Raw genomic sequence first — 15,619 nt, forward strand, 5'->3', positions numbered from 1 at the left:
CCCGCGCCCGGACGGCATCGACGACGGCGCGCGGCCGCCCTGGCGGCGGCGCTCAGGTTGACCATCATGCTGCGACAGCCGGCAGAGAGGCCGGCGGCGAAGAAGAAGAAGCCGATGAGGCCCTCGACGGGCTGTCGTACGCGCCGGAGCGCTCCCCTGCCCTCGCCTCTATCCGACCGCCTAGGCGGTCACGGGAGGGCTTGGCTGCCGAGCGCCAACAGGCGATCGATGCCGCGGATGAGGTCGTCGAGGGCCGCGAACTGATCCTCCGCCAGCGGATCCGCCTCCTCGACGGCCTCCCGGAGGAGAACGGCGCGGGAGCGCAGCCCGGCCAGGTCCTTCTCCAGCATCCGGCCGATGGCATCGATGTGATCGCGCTGCAGATCCAGCACGACGCCTTTCTCGGAGGCCGCCACGATCGCGGAGGAGACGCGGCGCAGATCGGGTTCCGACAGGACGCTCGTGGGGCTGGCGGCCGCCTCGGGACGAGTGTCGTCCTGGGCATCCGCGGAGCGCGCGCCAGCGTCGAACTCGTCCGACGGCGGTTGGGCTTCCATGATGTCCGATTCCTTACCTCAGCGGCAGCGCCCTCCCGGGCCCGGATGCTATGCCCAAATCGTGAGCAGGTGACAATACATGATTGCGGGAAACGGAAAGGAAACCGAGACCAGTTGCGATCCTGCCGAGGAATTTACTCCGTCGCCCTGGACGGAACCGCCTTGCTGCCGTAGCGGCGCGACCATTCCGCGAGGATGCGCGGGCGGTTCTCGGCCATCCAGGCGAGATTGTTGCGGATCATCCGCGCCTCGGCATGGGGCGGATAGTCGGGGGGCGGCGTCGCAAGGCCCGGAAAGGCTACGACTGCGAAAGTCCGTGCGTAGAGCAGGTTCGCCTCGCGGCTCGCGGCCCAGTCGGCCACCCGCCGGGCGAGAGCCGCATGAGGCGAGGATTTCAGGATTCCGAAGGCCTCCAGCTCCCAGCCGACGCCGTCCGCCGGCACGATGATGCGGATGGGAGCGCCGGCCGCGCGCAGGACCGCCGCCCGCATGTCGTAGGTGAGCCCGATCGCGTGGCTGCCCCTCGCCGCTTCGCGGCAGGGCGTGGCTGCCACCGGCAGATAGGCGGCGACATTCTCGTGCAGCGCATCCATGAACGCCCATCCGGCGGCCTCGCCCATGGTCTGCAGCCATCCGGCCACGAGGAGATAGCCGGTTCCCGTATGGACCGGGTTCGGCATGAGAATGCGCCCCTTCAGGGCCGGCGCGAGGAGGTCACGCCAGAAGACCGGGGCCGAGAGCCGCGCGCTCTCGCCTGCGGCCGTATTGAAGCAGATGACCCCGAGATAGGCGTCCATCCCGGTCCAGGCATAGCCGTCATCCGCATCCCGGAAGGCCGGCCGCAGCCGCTCGGCGCCCTCCGGCCGATAGGCGAGCAGGAGATCCGCCCTCTTGAAGACCTGCAGGCTGGTGGCGGCGAGCCCCAGCACCATGTCGGCTTTCGGGGCCTCCCGCTCCGCCAGGATCCGATCGGTGATGATGCCGGTCTGATCCCACACCCAGGCGATCTCGACGTCGGGCACCGCCGCCTCGATGGCTGCCTTGATGGGCCCGTGCTGCTCGGGCTCAAGGGCGGTGTAGACGGTCAGCCGCGTCCGTTCGGCGCCTCGCACGGGAGGTCCGATGGACAGGGCCAGGGTGAGAGCCAGCAGGAGGCGAAGCATCGCAAGCGACGGGCCCTCGCCGCCGGATCGGGCGGCACACGCCCTCGCTTGTAGCGGCGCGGATGGCGGATGGACAATCCGCGGCGGCGCAAGCGTGGATCTCCCCGCCCGGGCGGCTCCCGCCCTGTCATGCCAACGGCCCTGGCTGCTGACGCAGCGGGTGCCGGCGCGCATGCTCACGCACCGGGCCGTCGAGCCGTCTCGGATCGTCGATGCCAAGCCTCCGGCTTGGCGATCATGCGGAGCCGGAACCAGCGGGCATCGGCGATGCCCGCTGGTTCAATCAGGCCGCGTCCGCGCCCTCCTCGCCTGGAAGGCCGCGTAGAGATCGGGAAGCGACTCGACCAGAAAGGCGCCGAAATCCGGCTCGGCCAGATCGTCCACGGTCAGCTGCGTGCGCCGCGGGGTGCGGTCGATGCGCACCACGGCGCGCCCGGCCGGGTTGGTCCAGGATGTGACGGAACCGTCCCGGAGGCTGCGCTCGGGCGCGGTGAGCGCCGCGAGGAGTCGCGCGAAGCGCGCATCGGAATCGAGGGCCCGGAACTCCTCCGCGGCAAGCGTCCGCTCGATGATCGCCCCGGCATCGGGCCGCCCGAGGGCGTCGACGAGGGCGGACCAGCGCGGCCGCCCGGTCTTCGGCGCAGGACCGATTGCCGCGACGACCGGCAGCGGCACGGCGCGGCCGATGGCGATGAGCCGCGAGAGCTGCGTCTTCTCCATGGACAGGGCCGCCATGATGACGCTGCGCTCGAAGCCGCGATCCTCCAGGGTCACCGCGAAGGTGGCCCGCTCGATATAGCTGAGATCGGTGCGGGCGGAATTCTCCTGCCCCTGCGCGACCACCAGATCCTCGTCCGTGAGCGGCTTCACGACAGCGCGGACCGGCCGGCCGAGGGCGAGGGCGGCGCGCAGGCGGCGATGGCCGTAGGCGACCTGGTAGCGGCCCGCCTGCTCCGGATGCGGGCGCACCAGGATCGGCACCTGCTGGCCGCGCTCGCGGATCTGCTCGGTCAGCACCGCATCCTCCTCGGGCGAGGAGCCGAGCCGGTCGGTGACGAAGGACGGATCGATCAGGGCCGGATCGAGATCGACGATCCGGTCCCCCGCCGCGACCATCGCCCGGGCCTCCTCGGCCGCGGAGGCGATGCGGCCGAGCGCCCGGCCCATCGCCCCGACCGCCCCGGAGCGCACGGCGGTCCGCGGCGGGCTCGAGGCCGGCGCGGGGGCGGCCTCCGGGGCGGGCGTCTCGGGCTCGTTGCCAAGCTCGTTGCCAAGTGGCAACTCGCGGGCCCGGGCGGTGAGAGCGGCGCGCAGCGCATCCTTCCGGGTCGTCATGCGGCGCGTCCCCAGGCACGGTGCATCAGGCCCAGGATCTCGCCGTTGACTCCGTCGAGCGCCTCGATGGCGCGGTCGTAGGTTGCACGGGAGAAGCTTTCGCGGCCGATCTCGTAGAGCGTCTGCTTCGACAGGCCGGCATCCGAGACGGCGGTGGATTTGAGCATCGTGTGGGTCAGGACGCGGTCGCGGAACAGGGAGCGCATGAAGGCGACCATCTGGGTCTGGGGGCCGTCGGAGGGCTCATAGCGCGTCACCACGTAGCGCAGGAAATCGTAGTCGAGCTCAGCCCCGGCTTCCTGCACCACGCCGAGCAGGTCCGAGGCCATCAGCAGGAACTGGCACATCGACATGACGTCGAGCATCTGCGGATGCACGGTGACCAGCATCGCCGTCGCCGCGCAGAGCGCCCCGAGCGTGAGGAAGCCGAGCTGGGGCGGGCAGTCGAGGATCATGACGTCGTAGGCCTCCGCCACGCTGCCCAGAACCGTGGCGATGCGGCCGAAGAACAGCTCGGCCTCCTGGTCGGCCAGGGCCTTCGGCGTGTCGTGCTCGAACTCCATGAGTTCGAGATTCGCCGGCACGAGGTCGAGGCCCGAGAAGTAGGTGCGGCGCACGACCTCCGCGAGGGGCCGCCGGGCCTCGTCGTACCGGATGGCTGCGTAGAGGGTCTGGTTGGCATCCACGTCGAATTCCGGCTGGTAGCCGTGGAGCGCGGTCAGCGAGGCCTGGGGGTCGAGGTCGACGGCGAGCACCCGGTAGCCCTTGAGCGCGAGATACTGGGCGAGGTGGGCCGCCGTGGTGGTCTTGCCCGAGCCGCCCTTGAAGTTGACGACCGCCAGCACCTGGCAATGCTCGGACCCGCTGCGATGCGGCACGTAGCGCTTGCTCTTCGGCCCTTCGTCGAGGAGATGGCGCAGCGCGTTGATCTGGTCGAGGGTATAGGAGCGCCGCCCGCCCGGGCCCACCTCCGGCTCCGGTCCTTTGCCGGCCAGGGAGATCTGGCGCAGGTAGCCATCCGCCACCCCGATCAGCCGGGCCGCCTCACCCGAGGTGAAGGAGCGCAGGACCTTGGTGGAGGCGGGTGGAAACAGCGTGCGGCGCAGCGCGTTCAGCTCCGCCGAGAGCGCGCCGCCATCGGCGGCGATGAGGCTCGTGATCGAGGGACGGGGCGCGCCTGCGGCGCGCAGCGAATCCTGCGGTGTTTCGGCCATTTACGGCTTCCGGGCGCTAATGCGGGGTGTGGCCGTAACAGAATGCCTGCCTGGGCCGGATCATGCAAAGGCTTTTTGGTTAACGCGAACTTAAGACCGGCCCGCCTGAACGAACGGATGGTCTTACGCAGCGGAAATAACAAACAATTCAGTCATTTGTCGCCTTCCCGACGCGACCGGGCGGAATCCCAATCGTCGCGCCTCAAGGCGGTTGCCATCTGGCAACCGGCAGCACCTCGCAGACGACGGCCTGATTTACCACCGAATCGGGTTGCGGACCCAGTTCGACCGAGCGATGCCCGGCCACAGGCCTGCCGACCATGCGAGACCGGACCCGACGGTCATGCACGAGACCCGTCGGGATCGCAGCAGCAGAGGGAAGGGGAGGGCACAAAGAAGCCGGGGAGGCTGACCTCCCCGGCGTGATGGATGCCGCGCTCAGCCCGATCAGAGCACGAAATCGGAGGGTTTCAGCGGAATGGCGCCGGCGAGCTCCACGGCGAAATCGGCGACCTTGTCCCCGGTGATGTCCGCCTGGATCAGGGTCGAGCCGGCCGCGGTGGTGCCATAGCGCAACTCCCCCGCCCGGCCATCGAACGCGCCCGTGCCGAGCCAGGTGAAGGCCTCGTTCGCCGGCGTGCCGTCGACCGCATCGATCGCCGCCAGATCCAGCTGATCCTGCCCCTGCGTGAAATCGGTGAGGTAGTCCCGGCTCTGCGGCAGGCTGTCGGTGATCGTCTCATAAACCAGGCGGTCGCGCCCGGCCCCCGTCGCGATGATGTCCTTGCCCGCGCCGCCGAGAATCGTGTCGTCGCCATCCCCGGCCTTGATCGAGTCGCCGCCCGCGCCGCCCTGGATCAGGTCGGCCTGCGCGCTGCCCGTCAGCACATCCGCCCCGTCGGTGCCCGTCAGCGTGTTCACCGGCACCGCCGCCGTGCCGATCCCCAGGATGAAATCCGCCGCCGTGAAACTGTGCTGGCCCGAGAACTCGATCTCGAAATCCGCCGTCATGTCGCCGTCGCGGTCGAGCTCGACCATCGTGGTGCCGGTCGCGGTCGCCACGGCGCGCAGTTCCCAGGGGTTGCCGTCGAAGCGCCGCTCGCCGAGCCAGGTCCAGGACGACGCCTCCTGCGGCGCGCCCGGCAGGTCGACCAGCCGGATCTTGTCCGCGCCAGGCACGAAGTCGCTGATCAGGTCGCGGCCGTCCGTCCAGGCCCGGTACAGGAAGCTGTCCGCTCCCGCATCGCCATACAGGTAGTCGCGCCCGGCGCCGCCCTCGATGACGTCGCCGCCGCCGCCGGCCGAGATCCAGTCCTGCCCGTCGCCGCCCTGGATGAAGTCGCGCCCGGCGCTGCCCAGGAGCGCGTCGTTCTGGGCACTGCCCACCTGCCGGGTGGTGCCGTCGGTCAGGGCCGCGAGCGTCGGACCGGTCGAGGCGGTGCCCGCCCGCGGCGGGATCCCGAACCTGTCGTGGTTGCCCGCATAGACGAGGTCGCCGGGCCGGTCGCTGAAGAACAGGTTGCCCCACTGCCCCTCGTCCACGACGTTGCCCGTGACACTCACGCCCGCGACGTTGCCGGCATCCGCCCCCGTGTCGGTGACCGAGACCGTGTAGCTGCCGCCGAGCAGCACGTTGTTGCGCACCGTCACGTTCGAGACGTCGCCCTTCTCGGCGGTGATGCGCAGGGCATTGTTGGTCTGCACCTTGGCGTCCGCCGCCGAGCGCCAGTCGAGCAGGTTGCCCTCGATCGTGATCGGGCCGGTGGACTTGCCGATCCAGATCCCGTCGGCATGCGCCCCGGTCTGGTAGCCGCCGCCCGCGATGTAGTTGCCGGCCACGCGCCCGGATTCGAGATAGAGCGCGTCGCTCGGCGCATTGAGGAAGGCGTTGTTGGTGAGGGTGGTGTTGAGGCCCTGCGCCACCACGAAGTCGTTGTAGTACTTGTCGAGCTTGAGCCCGTCGAAGGTGGAGTGGTCGATGGTGAGGTTCGCGTAGCCCGGGTAGCCCACCACCGCCGCCGCCCCGACCGCGGCGTCGAACAGGGAGTTCCTGATGGTGACGTCGTTTGCCTGAACGAAGACCGTGGTGCCGCGGAAGTCGATGTTGTCGAGGGTGACGCCGGCTTGGTAGATCACGACGGTGTTGAGCGCCTTGTTGTAGTAGACGCCGTCGGCGGCGCCGAGCGTGGCGGCCGATCGCGGCGGCGTGTCGCGCGCGATATAGCCCACCGGCGCGTCGATGCCCGGGATGGGCGCGACGTCGGGATTGGCGGCCCGCAGCGCCGCATAGTAGGTCGTATCCAGCGAAACCATAGCTCAGCCTCATCGGTCGATGATCGATCCTCCTGGTCGCGGCGCCGGCACCGGCCGGAGGTTTTTGCGATCACCCCATCGCGAGAGCGCTCCCCGCCGAAGTGGATGCCGGCTCGGGCGCAAGGAAGCGCGTGACATCAAGGCTTGAGAGCCGTGATTCGACCCGACGTAGTCGGGCACGGCTCTAGGCGTCGTGCGTTGCGACGGTCTTAAACAAATCTCTCCGATTGAGCGACCGAATGCCCGGACGTGACTGCTTTTCGCTGTTGATAGAGCGTCGATCCAGGACTGGTGCCGCCGCGAAACCGCTGAAATGCCTCTCTTCAGCGGCCGGCGCGGCGCTTCGGGACGATTGAACGCAAGGTAACCGACCATCCGCCCGAATCAGACGCGACGTCCCGCATGTCCGGATTCGCATCGCCGCGTCGGGGCCGGGAGCCCTCCGTCAGGCCGCCGCCACGCGCGGCCCGGTGGGACCGAGCAGATCGGGCTCGCGGGCAATGAGGTCGCGCAGGGCCGCCCGGTCGAGGCGCCACCAGCCGCTCGCCTCGATCCGGGCGATGGTCTCAGGCTCGAAGCGCAGGCGGGCGACGCGTCCGGGGACGCCCACCACGACGGCATAGGGCGGCACGTCGCGGGTGACGACAGCCCCCGTCCCGATGATCGCGCCGCGCCCGATGCGGGACACGCCCGGCGCCACCGTGGCGTTGTGGCCGAACCAGACGTCGTCCTCGACTTCGATCCGGCAGGCCGAGACCCGGCTCTCGCTCACGACCCCGAAGGCTGGATCGTACAGGAAGGGATGCGTCGAGAGGGCGTCGATGGGGTGGTTGGCGTTGAGGAGCCGCACCGTCTTCGCGAAGGAACAGTAGCGGCCGATGCGGGTGCCGGGCGGGATGCGCCAGCGGTCGAAGCAGCCGTAGGAATAGAGCCCGACCTCGATTCCGTACCGGGCCGCGAACTCCCGGCGCAGATACCGGCTCTCGAATTCGCGGCGCCGCAGCAGCGGGACGATGACACGGTCGAACAGGCGGTCCGGGAGCTTCATCGCGGCAGCATCCGTCGGATCAGAAGGGCTGGCGGAGAGATGGGCGGCGGCCATCGCGGCGGGCCGCCGCGGCGGTCCGGGACGGGGAGGGGAGCCGGAATCGCGCCACCACGCCCCGCCCCTCAGGACGCCTGGGGACGCGCGCCGCCGCGCACCGCGCGGAAGAGCGTGCGGGCGGCCCGATAGGCTTCGGGAAAGCGCCAGCGCATCCGCGCCTTGAGATGGCTCGCCCGCAGGCGCGGCTGCTGCGGCACATCCGCGAAGTAGCGGGCGCGCAGATCCGGTTCGAGCCGCATCAGGCAATCGAGATAGTGCCGGCCGTAATGGATCGCGAAGGGATCCTTCCAGGGCTTGTGCGGCGTCGTGTAGTGGATGATGGCGGGTCGCGCGCGGGTGCGCCGGAACTCGGCCCTGGCGCAGGCGATGTCGGCCGGCGTCGCATCCGCCATGCGCGGCTGGAAGTTCCAGCGCGGATCGACGAAGCGCGCGCGGCCCCGCAGCACGACGTTGAGCGCGTCCTGGTCGAAGTACTTGAGCGAAGCCCCGTGCGCGTCGATATGGGCGGCGACCCTCTCGGCGAGGCCCTCGCGCCGCCAGACCGCGAGATTCATCAGGAGGACGCCCGCGTTGAAGTAGGGCTCGTCCGGAGAGAAGCCGATCGCCGGCCGGTTGTCGCAGAAGGGATCGCGCACCGCCGCAACCGGCGCCGCGCCGAGTTCCGTTCGCCAGAGCGGCGCGACATCGTCGAGGACGATCAGGTCGGCGTCGAGGTAGAGCACCTTCGCGCGACGGGGCATCAGGTAGGGCAGAAGGAGCCGCGCATAGGTCCCGGCCGAGATGGCGTCGCTCACCGGGAATCCCTCGAAACGGTCGAGGGAGATCTTCTGGAAGTGGCAGCCGTGCCGGTCCTGGTCGGCGAAGAGAGCGGCGATCCGGGCCATGCAGGCCGGATCGGCCTCGGCGTAGAAGATATGGACGTCGAGGGGCTGGCGCGGCCCCGCATCGAGCAGCGAGGCCACCGTCACCAGGGCATGCCGGAAGAAGGCCCGGTCGATGCACAGGGCGACGGCGATGCGGTCTATTTCATCGGTCTCGTGAAGGGCGTTCATGCGACCTCGCGGAGGCGGGGAAGGGGCGGGCGGCGAATCACACGGTTTCCGATTGATCCGTTCCGAGACGAGAGGGCGCGGGAAGCGCGGGATCCCCTCTCCCGTGCGGGAGAGGGGTAGGGGTGAGGGCCCAGATGGTTCAGCAAGAAGACTGAGCCGTGCCGCTGTCAGCGCGACGCTCAGTGCTTTGTTCTGAAGCGTAGCACCTTCACCCCTGCCCCTCTCCCACTCGGGAGAGGGGTTCTTCCTGCGCCTCCTCGTCTCGGAAGAAATCAACCGGAAACCGGATCACTGGGTCGGCTTGAACTCGTATTCGACCCTCAGCGCGATCTCGACGGTGTCGCCCGGCTGCAGCTCGGTCTCCTCGTCGGCGGCGATGCGCTCGCGATGGGTCGGATCGGTGCGCCGGTAGACGGCGATCTGCGGCGTGCCGCCCGTGCCCCGCACGAGCTGCGAGCGGACCACGCCCGTATAGAGAAGCTTCTCGCCCACGGCCTGCAGCTTCGCCCGGGTCTGGGCGAGCTTCACGTCGTTGTCCTGCAGCTCCTTCAGCAGGTCGGAGCGGTGCTGGTCCTCCAGCCGCTCGACGGCCCGGGCCGCGTCCTGGCGGTCCTTCTTCGCCTGCTCGGCCTGCACGCCGATCTGCAGCGCGCGGGTCGAGGACAGCAGGCTGAGGCGCCGGGTCTCCAGCGCGCGGGTGATCGGGACGACGCCGCGCCGGGTGAGGTCGTTGATGCGCTCGATCTCGCTGGCGTCGAGTTCGGCGCCCTCGTCCTCCTTCTTGCGCTGCTCGGTCAGCACCGTGATGCGGGAATCGTAGAGCGCCACCGTGCGCGTGAGGTGGTCGCGCTCCCGGGTGAAGTCGGCATTCCGCGCCAGAAGGATCTTCTGCTCGTTGTCGATGATCGCGTTCAGGACGGGAGCCGGGAGGGGGGCCTCCGTCACGCTCTTGCGGTCGAAGTCGCGACGGCCCTCCAGCTCCGCCCGCAGGCGGGCGCCCTCGGCCTGGGCGCGGGCGAAATCGGTCCAGAGCGTCTGGTACTCGCCGCGCAGATCCGCGGTCTGGAGGATCGGGCTCTCCATCCGGAAGCGCTGCAGATCGTAGCCGCCGGCCAGCGACACCGCCTGCCGGACGCTGAGCCCCGCCCGATAGGGCTGCTCGCCGGGCTTGGCCACGTCGCCGCTGACATAGACCGGCCGGTATTCGGCGATCGCCAGCGTGATCTCATCCCCTGAGATGACGGTGAGGGTCTCCTTCCCGTCCTGCCCGCGCAGGGTCAGGCTGCGGTTCGGGAGCAGGGACTTCACCGTCTCGCGCAGCTCGGCCACCGGCCGGCCGGCGGCCTTCACCTCGCCGATCAGCGGGAAGGAGACCTCGCCGTCGAGGTTCACGGCGAGCTTCTGGCGCATCTCCGGGACGCCCGCGACCGAGAATTCGAGCACGTCGCCGGGCTGCAGCCGGTATTCGGCCGCCGCCGCGCCGCGGCTCGCCCATGGCCCGCCCGCGGCGGCCAGCGCCCCGACCACGAGCGCCGCTGCCCGCATCCCTGTTCCCAGACCAGCCATCCGATCCGCTCCGTTGTTCGACAGACAATGTCCAATGAAATTCCGCAATTTCACGTAGAATTACGCATCACTTCATGCAGTTTTGCAGATTTATTCTTGACTCTTCCCAAAAACTGCCGAAGTGATATTCACGAATTCTGCAACGGGTCAAGCCCCGGCCGGGCGGTTCCGGACCGTCCGGAGAGGCCGCCCCCGCTGCCGCACAGGAGACCTTGGCATGATGCGCCCGCCGCTGATCCCGCTCGCCCTCCTCGCCGGCCTCGCGCTGGCCGCGCCCACCGCAGCGGGATCGCCGGTGGCATCGGGATTCGAGGTCGAGCGCGCCCGCGCGCTCCTCGGGCGTCCATCGGGCGCCTTCGCCTGCCCGCCGGTGGTGGAGCCGGTCGTCGACATGGCCGGCCTGCAGTCGCGCTACGATCCGAAGGATCCCACGCAATCCCGGGTGAGCCCGGCCCGGGAGCAGCACGAGGCGGCGCGGGGCGGACGCCTGATGGCCTTCGTCACAGGGCTCGCGCGCATCGCCGACCAGGCCGTGCTGAGCCGCCCGCGCAACCCCGACCATGCGGCCTGCGCCCTGCGCTGGATCGCGGCCTGGGCCCGCGAGGACGCGCTGTTCGCCAACGCCGCCGCGAACGACGAGGTCGGCCGCCATCAGGCGGTGATGACGCAGGCATGGCAGCTGAGCGGGGTGGCGGCGACGATGCTCAAGGTCGCGCCGCGCCCCCCCGGTCCGGACGAAGCCGCGTCGCGGGCCTGGATCGGGAAGCTCGCCCGCTCCGTCATGGACGAGTACCGCGCCGACAACCAATGGTCGCGCCACGGCGCCAACCATCTCTACTGGGCGGGGCTGGCCGTCGGGCTCGCCGGGGCGGTGCTGCAGGAGCCCGAGATGCGCGCCTTCGCGCTCGATGCCCTGCACCGGGGCATCGCCGACATCGACGCGGCCGGGGCGCTGCGCCACGAGATGGCGCGGGGCCCGCGGGCCATGGTCTACCAGCACTTCGCGAGCCTCGCCCTCGTGGTGCTGGTGCGCTACGCCGAGGCGAACGGGCAGGGGCTCGACCCGCAGAGCGAGGCGGCCTTCGTCCGCATGCTGGCCTTCACGGCGGCTGAGACGCGCGACCCGGGCCGGGCGCAGGAGCGCTCGGGCGCCCGGCCCTTGCCGACCATGAACCGGGCCTCGCTGGCCTGGATCGACCCGATCCTGCCCTGGGCGGCGGCCCGGCACCCGGCGCTCGCCGACACCCTCCGGACGCTCATCACGGATGCAGCCGCGCGGCCCTCCTGGCACGCCTATCTCGGCGGCAATGCCAGCCTCGTCCTCAACCCGGAGGGCAGCGCGCCGTGAGGGCGCCGGGGCGCCGTGCGAGCGGAACCGTTTTCGAAGCACGGCGTTCCTGGCCGCCCACGCGGCAGGATCGAACCGGGAGCACGGACGATTGACGATTTCCGCAGACGATCTCACCGACGGACCGGACGCCTCACGCATGGCGGGTCCCTCCGAGGACATGATCGCGGCGCTCGGCCGGGCCATCCTCGAGCAGGAGGCGCGCCGTCAGGAGCAGCTCGATCACATCGCGCATCTCCCGCGCCTCGGTGGCCGGCGCGGCGACGCCGTGCAGGCCCTCGGCCGGACCGAGAACGCCCTCGCGGTGATGCGGGCCCGGCGCTCCTATCTGCGCATGGTCCTGTCCGTCGCCTGAGGGGCGGTGGTCCGCGCCGCAGGCGGAGCCGTTCCCGCAGCGGCCCCGCCCGTGTAGACACCCGGCGGGGAGGCGGCCGGCGGGCGGCCGCGCTCCACCGGAGACGCGGTGGGAACGAGGGTGCGGAGAGGTGTTCGCCAGGGCGGGGCTGCGTTGCGCCAGCGCCTGATCGCGCGGTTCGGCCGCCGGCAGCCGCCGGCCCCCGGACCGATCGAGTACTGGCCGGCCCTCGGCGGGCGCAGCGTGGTGGCCTTCGGCGACATCCACGGCCGCGATGATCTTCTGGCCCGGGCCCATGCGCGCCTCGACGCGCTGAGCGCGGCCCGCGGTCTTTGCCCGCTCGAGATCTATCTCGGCGATCTGATCGACCGGGGCCCGGACAGCCGGGACGTCGTCGAGCGCCTGATCGCCCGCGCCCGGGAGCGCGAGGTCATCGCCCTGCGGGGCAACCATGAGGCCATGCTGCTGCGGGCCCTCGACGACGACGAGGCACTGCGGCTGTGGCTGGCCCAAGGCGGCGAGGCGACCCTGCGGGCCTATCGGGGCGCGCCGCCGGAAGGGCAGGGGGGTGCGGCATCGGCCCGTGAGATCCTCCGCCGGGCCCTGCCCCCGGCGCATCTCGCCTTCCTGCGCGGCATGCCGGTGAGCTACACGATCGGCGCGCTGCTCTTCGTGCATGCGGGCATCCGCCCCGGCCGGCTGATCGACCAGCAGGACGAGGAGGACCTCCTCTGGATCCGCGAGCCGTTCCTGTCCTCCGAGCGGGATCATGGCCTCCTCGTGGTGCACGGGCACTCGCCCGTCGCCGAACCGGATTTCCGCTTCAACCGCATCAACATCGACACGGGCGCCGTCTATACGGGGCGCCTCACGGCGCTTCTGATCTCGGACCGGGCGATCGAGATCGTGTGAAGCCGCAGGCGCCCCCGTAGGAGCGCCTGTCCCCGGCGGGCCTCAGGAGCCCGTCACCCGGGTGGGAGCCGGGGCGGAATCCTCCACCCGGGCGGGCGCCCCCGCGAAGAGCTGCTCATAGGCCGCGAGCAGCTTCGGCTCCTCATAGGGCCAGGCCAGTTCCTCGTGCACGCGGCGGCGCCCGAAGGCGCCCATCGCGGCCCGCCGCTCCGGATCGGCCAGCAGGTCGAGGATTTTTTCCCCGAAATCCGACGGCTCGGTGTTGCGCGCGTAGAGCGAGGCCTCGCCCGCCGAGACGCGCCCCTCTGTCAGGTCGAACTGCACGATCGGCTTGCCCAGCGCCATGTACTCCATGATCTTGTTCATGGTGGACTTGTCGTTCATGGCGTTGGGCCGGTCCGGGTTGACGCAGACATCGGCCGTCGAGAGGGCGCTGAACAGCGTCTCGTCCGGCACGCGGCCCGTGAAGGTGACGTAGTCCGACACCTTCAGCGCCGCGCTGGCCTCCTGCATCTCGGCCAGCGCCGGTCCGCCGCCGACGATCACGAACTGCACGTCGGTACGCCCGCGCTCCGCCACGATGTGGCGCACCGCCTCGAGCAGCAGGTCGATTCCCTCCTGCTGGCCGATCACCCCGACATAGCCGACGAGGAAGCGGCGGCCCTTGCGCCAGGCGGGATCGGGCGGGAGCTCGCGGATCCGCGACAGGCTCGGCCCCGAGCGCACCACATGGACGCGGTCGGGCGGCATGCCGCCCCGCTCGATCGCGATCTGCCGGTAGGAGCCGTTGGTCGCGATCGAGAGGTCGGCGATGCGGAAGGTCAGGCGTTCGAGCAGCAGCATCAGCCGCCAGCCCCAGTCCCGCCGCCCGAACTTCGCCTCGTAGAGCTCCGGGTTGATGTCGTGGTGGTCGAACACGAACTTCTTGCCGAAGAGCTTGAAAAAGCCCCCGACGAGGAAGATCAGGTCGGGCGGGTTGCAGGCGTGGATCGCATCGAAGCCGCGCTCGCGCAGCACCCGGACGGCGAGGCGGAACTCCCAGAACAGCGCGGCGGCGTATTCCGCGGCGTAGCCGAGGAGGCCGTGGCCCTCGACCGGAAGGGGATGCCGGTAGACATGCACCCCCTCGATGACCTCGTAGCGGGCCTCTGCGTCCCGGCCGGTCGGGCAGATGACCGAGACCGCGTAGCCGGCCCGCTGCAGGGCGGTGGCCTCCGACCACACCCGCCGGTCGAACGGGACCGGCAGGTTCTCGACGATGATGAGGACGCGCCGCATCGGCTCACCACAGGAAGCCGTCATACTGGCTCTCCAGCGCCTCGGCCTCGGGCAGGCGCGCGAAGTCGAGCACCCGCTGGCCGGGTCGCGCGAGTTCGGCGATCGGCCGGTATTCCGGCGACTTCGCCGTCACCACGACGATTTCGGCCTCCGCCACCGCCTCCTCGATCGAGGTCACCATCAGGTCGGCCACATGCGGGATGACGCCGTACAGGTAGCTGCGGTTGGCCCCCGTGAGCTTGGCGAGCTCGACGTTCCGGTCGAAGATCCGCACCTGGCAGCCCTTGCCGATCAGCCGCTCGATGATCTCCAGATAGGGACTCTCGCGCAGGTCGTCCGTGCCCGCCTTGAAGCTGAAGCCCAGGAAGGCGATGCGCTTCGCCCCGGTCGCCAGGATCCACTCGGTGCCGCGCTCGATCTGCTGGCGGTTGCTGCGCCCGATGCTGGCGATCACCGGCAGGTCGAGGTCATGCGCCACCGCATGGTGGGCGAGCGCCCGCGTATCCTTCGGCAGGCACGAACCGCCGAAGGCGAAGCCGGGCTTGAGATAGGCCTTCGAGATGTTGAGCTTCTCGTCGGCGCAGAACATCTCCATGAGCTGGTGGCTGTCGATGCCCGCCCGCTTGCAGATCGCCCCGATCTCGTTGCCGAACGTCACCTTGAGGGCGTGCCAGACGTTGTCGGCGTATTTCGCCATCTCGGCGATCTCGAGGGAGGTGCGGAAGGTCGGGCCCGGCAGGCCGTCATAGAGGCTGACGAGCCGGTCGGCGGTCTCGGCATCGACCTCCCCGATCACCGTCTTGGGCGGATCGTAGAAATCCGCCACCGCCGTGCCCTCGCGCATGAATTCCGGATTGCTGGCGAGCCCGAACGCCTCGCCGACCTGCCCGCCGATCTCCTGCTCGAGGATCGGCAGCACGCGGCTGCGCACCGTGCCGGGCAGCACCGTCGAGCGCACCACGATCGAGTGGTAGGAGTTCTTGCCCGCGATGGCATGGCCGATCTGGCGGGCCACGGTCTCGACCGCGCTCGTGTCCAGGGAGCCGTTGGCCCGGCTCGGCGTGCCGACGCAGATGAGCGACAGGTCGGTGTCGAGGGCTGCCTCCTCGACATCCATGGTCGCGCGCAGGTTTCCGGCGGCAACCGCGTCCGCCACGTATTCGGCGACGTCCCTCTCCACGATCGGCGGTTGGCCCCGCGCGAGCAGGTCGACCTTGGTCCGATTCAGATCGACCCCCACCACATGATGGCCCATATGGGCCAGGCAGGCCGAGCAGACGGTACCGACGTAGCCGAGGCCGAAGACACTGACATTCATGCGGGTAGTCCTTCTTCCGGCTTGGGAATTCGGGATGCCGGCTTTGGGTTCGGGATGCGAGCGGCATGGTCGCGCCGGACCGGTTGGACCGGCACGCTTGGCA

Annotated in this window: 13 protein-coding genes; 3 read left to right on the forward strand and 10 right to left on the reverse strand. The window is 70.1% G+C overall.

The window, feature by feature from the left end; genetic code table 11:
• Window positions 1-188: 188 nt before the first annotated feature.
• The 8 genes from MNOD_RS27725 to MNOD_RS27760 form a co-directional block, all read right to left on the reverse strand.
• Entirely contained in the window at window positions 189-557 is a 369-nt protein-coding gene (locus tag MNOD_RS27725) for a hypothetical protein (RefSeq protein ID WP_015932296.1), read from the reverse strand.
• A 134-nt stretch (window positions 558-691) separates the two neighbouring features.
• Window positions 692-1,720: an extracellular solute-binding protein gene (locus MNOD_RS27730; RefSeq protein WP_015932297.1), complete on the reverse strand. Its 1,029-nt coding sequence runs from the start codon at window positions 1,718-1,720 to the stop codon at window positions 692-694.
• Window positions 1,721-1,999: 279 nt separating this feature from the next.
• Window positions 2,000-3,055 (reverse strand): plasmid partitioning protein RepB, encoded by a 1,056-nt coding sequence (gene repB, locus MNOD_RS27735; protein WP_015932298.1) that lies wholly within the window; start codon window positions 3,053-3,055, stop codon window positions 2,000-2,002.
• A complete protein-coding gene (repA, locus tag MNOD_RS27740) occupies window positions 3,052-4,269 on the reverse strand; it encodes a plasmid partitioning protein RepA (RefSeq protein WP_015932299.1) in 1,218 nt (405 codons plus the stop codon). The genes repB and repA overlap by 4 nt, the downstream gene beginning before the upstream one ends.
• A gap of 447 nt (window positions 4,270-4,716) precedes the next feature.
• The gene (locus tag MNOD_RS27745) at window positions 4,717-6,582 is read right to left on the reverse strand and encodes a M10 family metallopeptidase C-terminal domain-containing protein (RefSeq protein ID WP_015932300.1); all 1,866 of its coding nucleotides are present in this window, start codon (window positions 6,580-6,582) and stop codon (window positions 4,717-4,719) included.
• Between the two features lie 445 nt (window positions 6,583-7,027).
• Window positions 7,028-7,630: a CatB-related O-acetyltransferase gene (locus MNOD_RS50100; RefSeq protein WP_015932301.1), complete on the reverse strand. Its 603-nt coding sequence runs from the start codon at window positions 7,628-7,630 to the stop codon at window positions 7,028-7,030.
• Between the two features lie 122 nt (window positions 7,631-7,752).
• Complete coding sequence (locus MNOD_RS41780; protein WP_015932302.1) at window positions 7,753-8,739, reverse strand: glycosyltransferase family 8 protein; 987 nt, start codon at window positions 8,737-8,739, stop codon at window positions 7,753-7,755.
• Window positions 8,740-9,027: 288 nt separating this feature from the next.
• Complete coding sequence (locus MNOD_RS27760; protein WP_015932303.1) at window positions 9,028-10,305, reverse strand: polysaccharide biosynthesis/export family protein; 1,278 nt, start codon at window positions 10,303-10,305, stop codon at window positions 9,028-9,030.
• 217 nt (window positions 10,306-10,522) lie between these two features.
• On the opposite strand from MNOD_RS27760, the gene MNOD_RS27765 reads away from it, so the two are divergent.
• The 3 genes from MNOD_RS27765 to MNOD_RS27775 all read left to right on the forward strand — a co-directional run bounded on the left by MNOD_RS27765 (window position 10,523) and on the right by MNOD_RS27775 (window position 12,920).
• Window positions 10,523-11,653 carry a polysaccharide lyase gene (locus MNOD_RS27765; RefSeq protein WP_015932304.1) on the forward strand — a complete coding sequence of 377 codons (1,131 nt, stop codon included), beginning with the start codon at window positions 10,523-10,525 and terminating at the stop codon, window positions 11,651-11,653.
• A 91-nt stretch (window positions 11,654-11,744) separates the two neighbouring features.
• The gene (locus tag MNOD_RS27770; RefSeq protein ID WP_157091573.1) at window positions 11,745-12,008 is read left to right on the forward strand and encodes a hypothetical protein; all 264 of its coding nucleotides are present in this window, start codon (window positions 11,745-11,747) and stop codon (window positions 12,006-12,008) included.
• A 108-nt stretch (window positions 12,009-12,116) separates the two neighbouring features.
• Window positions 12,117-12,920, forward strand: coding sequence for a metallophosphoesterase family protein (locus tag MNOD_RS27775; RefSeq protein ID WP_015932306.1), 804 nt, complete (start codon window positions 12,117-12,119; stop codon window positions 12,918-12,920).
• 42 nt (window positions 12,921-12,962) lie between these two features.
• On the opposite strand, the gene MNOD_RS27780 is transcribed toward MNOD_RS27775, so the two are convergent.
• The gene (locus tag MNOD_RS27780; RefSeq protein ID WP_015932307.1) at window positions 12,963-14,222 is read right to left on the reverse strand and encodes a glycosyltransferase family 4 protein; all 1,260 of its coding nucleotides are present in this window, start codon (window positions 14,220-14,222) and stop codon (window positions 12,963-12,965) included.
• Entirely contained in the window at window positions 14,203-15,516 is a 1,314-nt protein-coding gene (locus MNOD_RS27785) for a nucleotide sugar dehydrogenase (protein ID WP_015932308.1), read from the reverse strand. The genes MNOD_RS27780 and MNOD_RS27785 overlap by 20 nt, the downstream gene beginning before the upstream one ends.
• Window positions 15,517-15,619: the final 103 nt, after the last annotated feature.

The organism is Methylobacterium nodulans ORS 2060, from assembly GCF_000022085.1.
Taxonomy (GTDB): domain Bacteria; phylum Pseudomonadota; class Alphaproteobacteria; order Rhizobiales; family Beijerinckiaceae; genus Methylobacterium; species Methylobacterium nodulans.

Excerpts from the sequence above, each read along its gene's own strand:
- MNOD_RS27725 (WP_015932296.1), bottom strand. The coding sequence starts at position 557 with ATGGAAGCCCAACCGCCGTCGGACGAGTTCGACGCTGGCGCGCGCTCC.
- MNOD_RS27730 (WP_015932297.1), bottom strand. The coding sequence starts at position 1,720 with ATGCTTCGCCTCCTGCTGGCTCTCACCCTGGCCCTGTCCATCGGACCT.
- repB (WP_015932298.1), bottom strand. The coding sequence starts at position 3,055 with ATGACGACCCGGAAGGATGCGCTGCGCGCCGCTCTCACCGCCCGGGCC.
- repA (WP_015932299.1), bottom strand. The coding sequence starts at position 4,269 with ATGGCCGAAACACCGCAGGATTCGCTGCGCGCCGCAGGCGCGCCCCGT.
- MNOD_RS27745 (WP_015932300.1), bottom strand. The coding sequence starts at position 6,582 with ATGGTTTCGCTGGATACGACCTACTATGCGGCGCTGCGGGCCGCCAAT.
- MNOD_RS50100 (WP_015932301.1), bottom strand. The coding sequence starts at position 7,630 with ATGAAGCTCCCGGACCGCCTGTTCGACCGTGTCATCGTCCCGCTGCTG.
- MNOD_RS41780 (WP_015932302.1), bottom strand. The coding sequence starts at position 8,739 with ATGAACGCCCTTCACGAGACCGATGAAATAGACCGCATCGCCGTCGCC.
- MNOD_RS27760 (WP_015932303.1), bottom strand. The coding sequence starts at position 10,305 with ATGGCTGGTCTGGGAACAGGGATGCGGGCAGCGGCGCTCGTGGTCGGG.
- MNOD_RS27765 (WP_015932304.1), top strand. The coding sequence starts at position 10,523 with ATGATGCGCCCGCCGCTGATCCCGCTCGCCCTCCTCGCCGGCCTCGCG.
- MNOD_RS27780 (WP_015932307.1), bottom strand. The coding sequence starts at position 14,222 with ATGACGGCTTCCTGTGGTGAGCCGATGCGGCGCGTCCTCATCATCGTC.
- MNOD_RS27785 (WP_015932308.1), bottom strand. The coding sequence starts at position 15,516 with ATGAATGTCAGTGTCTTCGGCCTCGGCTACGTCGGTACCGTCTGCTCG.